General features: G+C 44.0%; 2 protein-coding genes. One reads left to right on the plus strand and one right to left on the minus strand.

Annotated elements, in window-relative coordinates:
- Window positions 1-26: 26 nt before the first annotated feature.
- Window positions 27-10,421 (minus strand): DUF11 domain-containing protein, encoded by a 10,395-nt coding sequence (locus tag ACED48_RS15315; protein ID WP_029627088.1) that lies wholly within the window; start codon window positions 10,419-10,421, stop codon window positions 27-29.
- Between the two features lie 309 nt (window positions 10,422-10,730).
- Here ACED48_RS15315 and ACED48_RS15320 point away from each other — a divergent pair, with 309 nt between their 5' ends.
- Window positions 10,731-12,590, plus strand: a complete 1,860-nt coding sequence (locus tag ACED48_RS15320; protein ID WP_017057129.1) for a helix-turn-helix transcriptional regulator — start codon at window positions 10,731-10,733, stop codon at window positions 12,588-12,590.
- Window positions 12,591-12,816 lie beyond the last annotated feature (226 nt).

Below are 12,816 nucleotides of genomic sequence, written 5' to 3' on the forward strand. Positions count from 1 at the left end.
CAATTTCCAGATACGGTTCCAATGGCTTACTTCTGTTCACTTTGTTGGTCTTTGCGATGAACGCTAAAGTTGAACTTGGTGAGCTTGTTCGGGGTAATTCGCAACACTTTCGGGTTTTCGCTTACCACTTCCATGGAGGTGGAGAGCGAATCAGTGTCCAACTTCACTAGGAAGTTCTTACCTTTCTTATTGAGTACCCATTGGTCGGGCACGTGGTAACGACCGTACTGGTCTGTGTAAATAACGATTCCCTCAACCGTCATCAACTTAACGCCCGGAATACCATCTTCGTAAATACCTTTGTTCTCGATAACGATTTCCCACAAGTAATCCTCGCCATCGCGATATAGGTTTCTGGTTACGTTAAGATTTTCCGCGCTCAGTCCCTTTTTCTTGTCCGATTCATGTTTAAACTGAATCTGACCCTGTGCGTCGAACTCGATACGAGAGCCAGCATCGGTCGTGACGTAGAAATCAAAGCTTTGCTGCGTGCGAGTTTTAAATTGAACCACCACTTTGCTGGTTTCTGGCAGTGTTCGGTTTACGGAATGACCCCAAAGGTCACCAAGAGCCAAGCCTTGCTCAAGTGCAGTGGTTATCGCACCATCTTGAATTGCGACATCCTGACCATCACGGATGATGTGCGTCGAATCAGCGATGTAGCCTTGCGTTGCTAGGTTCGCGGTTAACTCAACATCAAAAGCCGTTGCATCGGCTTGGAATCCATCTTTGTTGTGATCTTCGAAGACTTTGCCGATGATCGATGAGGTATCAAATACCTTGTCCGGCTCTATGGTCACTTTGGCGGTGTCTTCATTAGAAACAGCCGTGCCATCAACCTTCGCTACTGCTGTATTGATGTAATCGCCAAAGGTGGCACCTACTGATACACGCAATAAGTAACGAATACACAGCTTCTCACCCGGATCAAAGTTCAACGATGTGAACATTAACTTACCCGTGTCTGATGGTTCTTGAGAGATAACCTGATCGTCTTCAGTACCAAACTCACCATCAATGCCGCTCAGCACAATTTCTGATGTGTCCACGATGTATTTCAGACCACCTGGGTAACGGTCTTCCACAGTCACGTTCTTAAAGTAAGATTCATTGTTGTTCTCAACGATGATCTCGTACTCAACCGCATCACCCACTTGTGCGGTATCTTGCAACGCAGACTTGGTTAGCTCCAGCTCCCCAGAGTTATCTGGAATCTTCTTGATGTGAGTAGTTACGCTGTCGCTGGTTTCAGTACCGTCAGATTCGGTCGCCGTAAAGGTATTGGTAATGTCGTCATCCAAGCCCTTACCTAGCGTGCCCACCACCTCAAACGCGTAAGCATTTCGTTTGTTGGATTTCAGGTTAACTGTGGTGTCTAAGTCTGTGCTCGACGGGAAAGTATGACGCTGAATTACCACGCCCGAATCATCGACTTCGACACCTTCAATTGTCCAATCGGTAAAGACTTTATTACCTGTGCTGTTTTGTAGTTCACTGATCTCATCGGTTAGACGAACATTAGCCGCGTTACCTTGACCGTTGTTGGTCACGGCTAAGTAATAAGTGACACTGTTGTCGTCTTCGGTGTATTCAGGTTTATCAGAACGTTTTTCAACAACCAGATCAGCACCTACTGGCGGTAAATCCAAAGCGGATACTTGGTCTGCCACTGCCTGCATCGAGGTTTCTGATGCCAACATGCCTTTAGATCGAGCGCGCATCGCTGGGCTACCAGTTAAGTCGAGGTAGTAACCAAGCACATCGATGTTAGTCAGCATGTCTTCATTGACCGTCAATGTGAACGTGTAATCAATCTTGCCGCCCGGCGCGATGTCGACCAAGGTGAACAGATCTTTGTCATTATCAAAGGTGCCCGGCTGCGTTTCAGCCCCTTCTGATGTTGCCGTTAGTGTCCATTTATCAAACGCATTACTAAAATCACCATCAATATGATCACCCATGGATTCAGAGAACTGGGTGTAAAGCGCTACATCTTTGGCTATACCTCGGCCTATGTTTTGCACCACTAAGTGATACTCAACTTGCTCACCTGGAACGTAATAAGGGGCGTCGGTGAAGAGCTCAGCTTGAACCACAGCCGCGACGGTGTGAACTGGAGGGCTGATAACATCGCCACCGTCTACTTGCGCAGTATTAATGATGTGTCCGGTCGCGGTATCGACTACGGTGCCTTTTGAGCGGAACACAACTGTGCCGTGCGGCGCGATATCTACGTTGTACTCTGTCGGACTAACTTGCTCGGTAGTGGTGCCTATTGTGGTTGAATCGACCACCAAAGAAGTGGAACCAGCCACAAAAGCAGGCCCCGTCGATCCGTTGTAGTATGCGACCTCAATCGACTCCATATCATCAACAACACTTAAGTCACTGATGTAGTTGTTCGAGGTGTTTTCAATGGTGATCAGGAACTCAAGCTCACCACCCGGCTCATATTCGGTTTGCACGTTGGTTTTCGTCGCAACAAACTCAGAATCTTTCGGCGTCATGACTACCGTTGAGTCTTGTGGTGTGCCGTTATAAGTGATGGTTGCCGTATTGCTGATGTCACCAATCGCCGTAGTACGAATCAACGCCTTAACATGGAAAGTCACTGTGCTCTGTGGCGCAACATCCATACTCACATTGATGTCTTCACTCAAGTCGAACGTCTTTGGAGTGACAACGGAGCGATCATCCGAGACGTCAAAGCTCACTTCCCAAAGCAGGAATGCCGACTCTTGTTTATCCGCGGTCGTGTCGACTTGAATGTCACTGATGATGTCTTGAAGTTGAACACCAGATGCAAACGCATCAGAGCTGTTAGTTACGGTGATGTCGTAGTTAATCAGCTTGGTCACTTCATACGATGGCGTATCAACCGTCTTCTTTACCGAAACCGTCGCCAACACTGGTGTACTGGTAGCACTGTCATCAAATGTTGTGCCGTCAAATGTCGCTGATGCGATGTTAGTAATATCGCCTGTAGTCAACGGATTAGTCGTCACTTGAATAGTGAAAACAATGCTGTCTTGAGGCGCAATATCGAGCGTCTCATTAAGGTCTTCACCACGGGTTGCATCCGGTACTGGGGTTTCACCCGTTGTCGATACCGCAGATATTTGGATTGAAGCAGGGTCAAAAGCTTGCTCAGTCGTACCGCCTGCAATCGTGGTTTCAACCGATTTCAATGCATCTTGAATAACAACGTCTTCTGCCCAACCTAAACCGTTATTCTTAACGGTTACCGTGTACTGAAGCGCCTCTCCCGGAAGGTACTCTGTTTTATCAACATCTTTAATGATCTCGACTTGCGCGTCTTCTGGAATGTAGGTTGCGTCGGCAGAGTGCTCACCGTCGTCGCTATCAACTTCAACGACGTTAGTGATCTCGCCTTTGGCTTTATCATTAACAGTGTTGGTCACGACAAATGAATAACTGTCACCCGGGTGAATGCTGTAAGTAGCACTATAACCCTGCGTGTTATTAACCACATCTTTGCGAGCGTTCAGGGCTGGATCGCCACTGCCATCAAGCTGTTCGTCACTAATGACCCAATTGCCTGTCAACGCTTGTTCTTGATCTGGGCTGTTAGCCACCTCTGTCATGATGGTGTCGATACGATCGGTTAGGACTTGATCGACAAGGTAACCTTCACCCGTGTTAGCCACAGTGATCTTGTATGAGATTGGTTGACCCGGTTGGTATTTGGCATCAGGTTCTGCAATTGGCGTCGTTTCTTTGGTTAGCACCAATTGACCTGACTTCGGAGTGATAAAGCCTTCTCGTAAGCGAGCAATCTTCGAATCGTCCCAACCATGTCGCAGATAAGCCGTATTGGTAAAGCGCCCAATCGCGTCATCACGCACCTTGCCTTGAACGTGAATACGAATAACTGTGTACTTATCACCGCCCCCCGTACCGGCATCGTCACGCCCTGCCATCTTGATGGATTCGGCAGGTAAATCGATGTCTGGACTGTTTTGACCAACTAGATTATCAATCTCTGAGAAGTCATTCGCGTTGAAATCTGACGGCGCCGAGTTATAAAGCACATCGTAATCAACCGTCCATTCTGTCAATGCCGTTTTCATTGAGCCATCGACGGTTTCGACTTCAAAGCCACTGATGATGTCACGAATCGAGAACAAGCCAGAATCCACATCGTCATTGGTGATGTCGATGTAGTAGTTCACTGTTCCACCCGGCACGTACTCAGGCGTATCCGTCCATTTATCAATTAGGATATTCGAGCGACCCGGATCAAGTACGATGTCGTTGGTGTTATCACCGTTCACTTGCGCCGTGTTGGTAATAGTGCCTGTCGCTGAAGTCGACACGGTGCCTTTCACGTCAAACACAATACGCTCACCAGGACGAAGATCGACGGTTGCGTTCAATGGCACGCTGCCGTTGTAGTTACCTTGCACGTCGTAAGTGCCTGCAGGTTCAACCGCAATAGCCGTTGTCCAGCTAGAGAACGCATCATCGCCATCTTCGGTTTTGATGGTGTGAATCGCATCGATAACGCTCACGTCATTTGCGATGCTATCGCCTATGTTGTCTAACGTAACTTGATACTCAACATCACCACGAGGTGCATAAGTACAGCTACTGCCATCGTTTGAAGGAACTGAACAGCCCGCCGATTCGCCATCGGTGTAAACCAAGGTTTTGAAGTAATCGATCTCAGCATCTTTAGGTGGTATCACTTGCGATGTTGCAGAATCACTTCCTGCGATCACTTGGTTCGCATCAATCGTGCCCAAAGCCTCGTCACGAACGACACCTGTTAAGTTAAAGGTCAGCACTTCTCCCGCGGCAATATCGGTTTCAATATCAAGGTTGCCGCTGGTGTTGTAGCTTGGTACATAAGTATCAGCGTTGGCATCAATACCATTGCTGACTTCATGGGTAATATCGCCAGAAACAAAAGCGGATTCCGTTTTACCGCCAATCACTTCGACTTGAATGTCTGTGATTGTGTCTTTGATCTGAATATCATTCGCCCAACCGTTTTCAGGGTTTGTGACTACAAATTCATACTCAACTTCGTCACCCGGAAGATAGGTATCACCATCATTGAACGGGTTGCCATTGATCGACACCACACGTTTTTCAACACTGGTATTATTTTCAAGCGGCATTAAATTCGCTGTTCGAGCATTGCCGTCGTAAGTCGCTTTATTTTGAATGTTACCCAATGCATCTTCACGAATTTGAGCATGAATAGTGAACGTTAGGCTTTCTTGAGGCGCGATAACAATGTCGTTATCAATATCGATGTTATTGCCCGAAACAAAGTCAATCGCGTCGGTAATAGAGCCTGTCGCCGCCGTTTTATCTAGGCGAACTTCCCAGCCAGACAAGAACGGTTGTCCTACAGGATCACCACCTGAAGTGGTCCTGTCTTCTGCAATACGAGTTTGAATTTCCGAAATCGCATCTTCTAGGCGAGAACCATATTCAATACCATCACCCGCATTCTTAATCTCCACGCGGTAATAAACCTCACTCTCACCAGAAGCTTGAGAATATTCAGTTTTTTGCGAAGAGAAGCCTGCATCATAAAACGCTTTTTTAGAGAACGTGACTTCAGGAGCCGCCATCGTTGATGGTGGCGATACCGCGATCAACTCATTGCCATGGTCTTCGTCGATGAAAGCTTTGTTGGTAAAAGAACCAACCGCTTTCGGACTGATCTTGGCTTTTATGACATAGCGGACAAACGCTGACGATGCAACTCGGCCAAAGTTGTCTGCCGAGATATCGAAGTGAGTATCAATCGGCTTATTATCATGAATCGAATTATCAACATCTGGGTTAGAAATCCCTGAGCTATCTGAATACGTTTCAATCGTCCAACTATCAAATGCAGGGCCACGCGTTCCATCAAAGTATTGAGTGTTAATTTGGTCGATGTCATCACGCAAGCTCATATCATCAACGTGGGCGCTAGCAATGTTCTCAATTAAGACTTCATATTCGACGTAGCCACCTGGCATGTAATTGGTTGCGCCAACCAACTCATTACCATCCGTGTCGTAATACGCCAGAATGTTCTTTTCAAAATCAACTTTACGAGCTTCTTGACGAATATCATGAGATATCGTGTCGCCATCAACGGTTAGAACGTTAACAACATCGCCATTGGCTTTGTCATTGATGGTTGCGACAACTTGGTACTCAAGCTTAGCGCCCATCGGAATATCGGCTTTAACATTTAGGTTACTGTTGGTTGATGTGTAAACATTGCCAGCACCTGCGCCCGCATCCACATACTCAGAATTGGTTCCGGTTGCGATCGATGTGATCGTCCAATCTGAATACGCTGGCCCTGTATTACCGTCCACTAAGCTGACCGTAATATCTTCGAGGTTATCGATGATTGGAATATCGTGAGCGTTACCTTTGCCGTCATTCTCAATCACTAAGTGATAGGTCACGGTTTGAGCTGGCTCGTACACTACTTCATCGGTCGTTTTATCAAAATCTAAATGGTAGTCATCGGGAATCACGACGGTATCTCGATAATGAATATCACCGACCGCATCCGGTCTTACTGTACCGGTTACTGTGTAAGTCACGTCTTCGCCAGCATCGATATCAATAGAAGTTACAATGTCAGTGTCGTTCGCAACATCACCGTCTTTGGTACCATCGGTTGTACCCGCGTTCGTAGGGTCGCTCTTAGCAACCGCCACCGTAAACTTGTTTGAACCTACCGAATCATCGAAAAATGGGTTACCTGAATTGCCATCTTGTAGCTCCACTGATATGTCATTAATCAGTTCGTTAACGTCAACGTTGTTTCGATAACCGTGCCCGTCTTGAGAGTTGTACTTGATGGTATACGTCAACTCATCGCCAGGGGAGTAACGATTAATATTGGTTGTACGAACAACGCCGCCACTGTTATGTACCTGATGGTTTTCAGCCACGGCACGTTTGGCATACTCACAATCGTCAGTACAACCGGTATTATCGTCATGAATCAGCACTGCTTCGTTGCGGATTATGCCGCCGTCTCTGTCAGCGACACCGTTAGATACCGCATTGTCTTTGACATGCGCCTTAATACGCACCGTGACAAAGCTTTTCGCGGGAATTGAAACTGGGAACTCCACATCTTCAGTCGTTTGAGGGCCGAAATCAGAGCCAGTATCAACAGACCAATAGTCAAACGGGTTTTGATTAAGAACATCTTCTACTTCACCATCTTTATCATTCGCTAGCGTAGTGGTGATCTCACTCAGACGATCCATAAAGATAAGATCGGTCTCATCAGTGTCGCTATTATTGCCAATAACGATGGTATAGATGATATCTGCACCCGGCGTGTAACGAACAACATCGGTAGTTTTGGCTAGTGAAACATTGATGTCATAGGTACTGTGTGAGTTATCTATTTGAGCGGAAGAGCTGTGGTCACGGTCTGTAATAGGATCGTAAACATCAACACGGTTCGATACTTGTTCTTCTTCATAGCCAGACTTAACAATGCCGCTCACCTCATAGTGAACCCACCCTCCGGGAGTAATATCAACGTCGGTATCGATATCAGTATCGTTAGCAATGTCACCGTAACGAGAACCCGGTTTATCGGTGTTGGTCGAACCTACAATTGTCCAGCTATCAAAGAAATTAAGTGCTGAAATGCTATCTTGTACCGTTGCGTCATTTGCGTAGCCGATGCCTCGGTTATAGATATAAATATCAAACGTAGCGTGCTCACCTACAACAAAGTCGGAGTTTCGAGCGGTCTTAGCTACAACAAGATTCGGTTCGCTAGGATAGGTACGTACCGTATCCGATAAGTTAGTATCTGGTCCCGTCACTGTTGCTGTATTAGTGAATGCTCCCCAAAGAATCTCACTGTCTACAGTGCGATCGAGTGTCCCAACAATGGTATAAATAATCGTCGCACCTGGCGGGATCTGAGCGGTGGCATCCAGATCATTATTATCCGAGAACGATCCAGGGTCAGTCACGGCTTTCACCCACGGAGAGTCTGCATCTTTTTCTGCACTGATCGTCCACGAAGAGAACACGGGCTTGGTTTCACCCGGCTCGTGAAGTAACTCAGCTTCTATGGTGCTGATTTCATCTTTGACATTGATGTTAGAGGCGAAACCGTTCCCTTCTGGGTTGGTAATGCTGATAGTATAAGTGACAGTATTGGTGGCGTCGGTATACGCGTTTTGTTCGTTATGACCATCAACACGCTTATCCAATACTAAGTAGTAATCTCGTGGGTATGAGCCTCTGTCGGAATAAAGCACGCTGTCTACCGTCACTTCATTACGAATTTCATCATCGGCAATGGGGTTTACGACCGCTGCAATGCTATAAACGATCCTATCGTGTGGGGCCAACTTAGCCTTCTCGTCCAAGATAAGTTTATTGCTTTGGTTACCTTCAATTTGACCAGTAAAACCGGGATCACTGTTTGTCGAAATTGAGCCGTCAGAGGCATAGGATTTCGCAGTAATAACCCAGCTCAAATACGCTTTCGCCGGTGTATCGTTAATAGACTGAGTCATGACCGAGACTAAATCATCATAAACCGGTACATCAATCGCGTAGCCGTCACCGTTATTCTCTACCGTGATGTCGTAGTTCAGGGTGCCGCCAGCTGAGTAGTAACGTGAATCCACTTCCTTTTGGACTTTTAATTTCGAGTTTGGCATTTGAACGCCAGAGCCCGATTCGCCTAAATTATCCCCTAAGCACAAACCCGCATCGGTACCATCATCAACAATCTGCCCCACACTGGTGTCTGCCACTTTTGCGGTCAGCTTATAATGAACGTAGCCCTCAGGTGCGAGGTCGACTTTCAAATTGATGTCGTTTGTAGTCCAAGTATTGTAATTAAATGAACCATAGTTCGATCCATCGCCACTTCTATCGGCGACTTCTAGCTTCCACTCGGAAAATGCTGAAGCGTTAGAGCCATCCGCTTGCTCTGTCACGATACAAGCAAATTTATCGACAACTTCGATATCGTTGGCGAAAAACTCTGTGTCCTTGTTAGAAATAACAATGTCATAGACCACTTCGTTATCACCGGCTATCCCCGGAACATAAGTAGTATCTTTGGTGTTCTTATTACGTGTAATTTGACTTGATGACGTCGTCAGAACGTCTTTCGAATCGAGAATATTAGCCAAAGCATCGCCAGAATTAGCGAGGCCATCAGCATCAACCACTCGGGCAACAACTTGGGGAATTTGACCAATAGACACAGGGCTAACGTCCACCACAACAGAATAAACAATCTGCTCACCGGGATAGATAGACACTTTGTCTTCTAGTGACTTGTTGGACTCTTTTCCAGATGCATTGAGTTCAGAAAGGCTATTAGAACCGATCGAGGTCACTTCATTGGTCCAAAAATCGTAAGGATTACCAACTGTGTCAGTTGCGTTCTTTTCGTTGCTGACATCGTTACCTAGATCGGTTTCAAGATCCGCAAGAAACTGCTGAACCGAATAATGGTAAGCAATACCGGAGTTTGCTTGATTGGCAACCGTGACCGTATAGGAAAACTCATCGTCGACTAGGTAGTTATCCGATTGGTTCAAGGTATGTGTCAGGGTGATACTAGGCTCAGTGGGTGGAGTGATAACCTCATCAACTGTGACCAAGTCATCGCGTGTTTCTGCAGTTATGTCGTCATTAACAATGTCGCCAACTAAATTGTCGGCAACAGTTGCTTGAATTTCGTAGGTCACAGACCCACCTATATCAATCGACGCATCACTTGCTGCTAAGTCCCCTGATTCGGCGAAGGTACCTGGATCGCTCTTGCTGCCTTCAATCTTGCTGACTGAGTTAACGTTGCCAGTAAAGGCTTGTTGCAAAGCCCCTTCAATATTGAGTGCCTTTATGTCTGAAAGGACATCTTGAACGTCGAGCGTCTGAATAAACGTATCACCAGTGTTAGAAACCTTAATCTTATAGGTGAGTTTGTTATTAAGTTGATAGTTCGTCTTATCGACCGAAACAACAACATCATGTTGGTACACACCACGCTGAATGGATTCTGTATTTGATTCAACAGCATCCAAAAGCCCAGTGCTCGCACTTGCGACATTATCAATCGTACCAGCTGCGTCAGCAGAAACGGTGGCGACCATGTTATAGGTCACTGACCCACCAGCCGCAATACGCACACCTGATGCATCTAAGTTTCCAAAGCGACTGTAATCACCTGGAGATGAAAGTAAGGAGGATTGCGCCTGAGTCGAGACTTGCGAGAATGCGCTGACATTATTTCCTTGATCATTTGTCGTTAAGATATTTAACAGCTCATCTTTAACGTCCAAGTCAACAATGGTTTTGTCCGACTCATTCGTTAAAATAAGCGTATAGAGCACCTGTTGATCGTTGTCGTAAGACGAACTGTTAACAGAGAGATCCATTACTAGGCCGGTAGTGCCCGCATAAGAACCGAATGGAAACAATAAAATGGATAAGAAAAAGGCAAGGCTGTATCTGAACATTAACGCGTACTTCACAGTAGATTGACAAGTCTCTAGACAAGATGCCATAGATTTGACGCCACTAATTTGGCATTACAATTTTTAAGGACATGCGCAACATACAGTTCAAACAATCCGAACAATTAACATCCGTAAAAAACAAATTACTGAAGATGTTAAATAGAGAATCTGATGTTTAAATTAAAATCGACTACATTCAGTTTATTATCAAGAGGTTAGTGTTTTAAGATGAGTGAATTCTCGCAGTTGCTACGTAACTTAAGAAAGGAATTTCAATTTACACAAACGGAATTCGCGATCTACTTAAACCACCTAGATGATGAGTTCAAGGCGGTTGATGTCGTAACGATAAACCGCTGGGAAAACAGTAAGGTAAAGCCTAGTGTTTATAAAGCACTCAAGATTTTGCAGTACCTTGGGGGAGATTTGTATAGTCTAATAAGAAGCTTTAAGTCTGACCCAAAAGACACATTGATCGAGCTGTTTTTAAGCGAATTCCATGGCTCATTTCAAAGTCGAATTTCAGCTCTATCAAGCCTGAATGAACAACAAGGCGACCGCAACTTTAAGTCACTGCCTTTAATGTCAGAGCCGTGTGACACTGGCGTTATCGACAGAATCAAACTACTTTCTAAATTCACGAAAGTCGATATTTCGCCACTGGACCAAATTGATTTATATCTCTATTGCTGTGAGAAAAAAGCACATGGTCACAAGCTCATCAATACAGATGGCGACATTGTGAGTCACAACGTAGGCTTTTTCTTTGAAGAAAATCAATTTGAGCGATTTAAAAATCAAGAATTAGACCTAAAAATGGCCTGCTCTTTAAATTCAAACAAAAGTATAAACTATTTTAATGTAAGCTCGCACTCAGAAACAAAGCATCATGTGATTGAACATATATTTTCAGAGTTGAAGTTACTTTCTCAGAGTAAAAACATAAAGAAATATTCTGTTTTAGTAAAAGATCCTAATATGATAAAATTCTTGAAAGAATTGGGATTTGAAGTGTTCAAATTTTCAACACCCTCTATCAAAAGTTCTAATATTAAATTCAAAAATAAACATTATAGTTACTGCATATTAACCATTGATAAAATAAACTACCTAACTAATCGAAATGTTATGTCATTACTCAAAGATGAATATTCTACCATAATTAAATTTCCACATTTACTGCGCGAATCGCGCAATAAATTAAACTTAACGCAGAAGGATTTTGCATCATACATTAACCATTTAGATGATGGATTCAGATCTGTGGATGCTGTAACAATAAACCGGTGGGAGAATAGCAAAGTAAAACCAAGCAATTACAGAGCCCTAAAGCTATTGGATTGCCTTGGTCTGGATTTGTATACAACGTTGAAGTCTTTTGATTCAGAAGATAGCGAAGACAGAGCATTACTTGAAGACTTCCTTCATGAAAGATTCTTTTCATTTCAAAGCCGAATATCTTCTATCACTAACGGAGATATAGATAAAGGAAACAAATTTCAGATCATGCCATTAATGACAGATCAGAATGACAAAACAATAATAGATAGAATAAAGCTAATTTCACAGTATACCAATGTTGATCCTTCTGCACTTGATACTATCGATCTGTTTCTCTATTGCAGTGAAAAAAAGGCGCATGGCAGAAAAATGGTCAATGTTAATGGCGATATTGTTAGTCATAGCCTAGGTTTTTTCTTCAACGAAGAGGTATTCGAGCAATACCAAAATAAGCATCTACATATTAAGCAAGCCTGCTCTTTAGATTCTAATCATAACTTAAACTACATTGTGGTTAGCAGTCACTCTGAGAAGCGTGAACAATCTATTGCGAACCTGATTTCCGATATGAAGCTTCTTGCAAGAAATACTAAGATTAAAAAGTATTCCATGATCATAAAGAACCCAAGTGCATTGGAACTTATGAAGAACATCGGATTTGAAATATGGAAGTTTTCAGAACCAACAGAAGAAAAGTCGAACATCACCTTCAAAAACAAAAACTACCGCTATTGCGTACTAACTATCGACAAGATTGAATTACTTAGCAATAAACATATTATTTCTTTTATTAGTAAATATGGTTAATTTTTAGTAACCACTATTAATAAAAAGCCACCGTATAAACGGTGGCTTTTAAATTTAAAAACAACTATTAGGCTTGCTTATTATCAACCTAAAGAGCCGGAGTTATTATTGATAGATAGACAACGGAACGATAAAAACTACGATATTCCATAAATATTTTAATTTAGTTCATAAGCTCACTAACTTAGTATTATTTTTTGCACTAAAACAATTTGCCAACTAAAGT

Source organism: Vibrio sp. 5S239, assembly GCF_041439575.1.
GTDB lineage: Bacteria > Pseudomonadota > Gammaproteobacteria > Enterobacterales > Vibrionaceae > Vibrio > Vibrio kanaloae.

What these genes read in the sequence shown, in the direction of transcription:
- ACED48_RS15315 (WP_029627088.1), bottom strand. Translation starts at nt 10,421, where the DNA reads ATGGATCTCTCTGTTAACAGTTCGTCTTACGACAACGATCAACAGGTG.
- ACED48_RS15320 (WP_017057129.1), top strand. Translation starts at nt 10,731, where the DNA reads ATGAGTGAATTCTCGCAGTTGCTACGTAACTTAAGAAAGGAATTTCAA.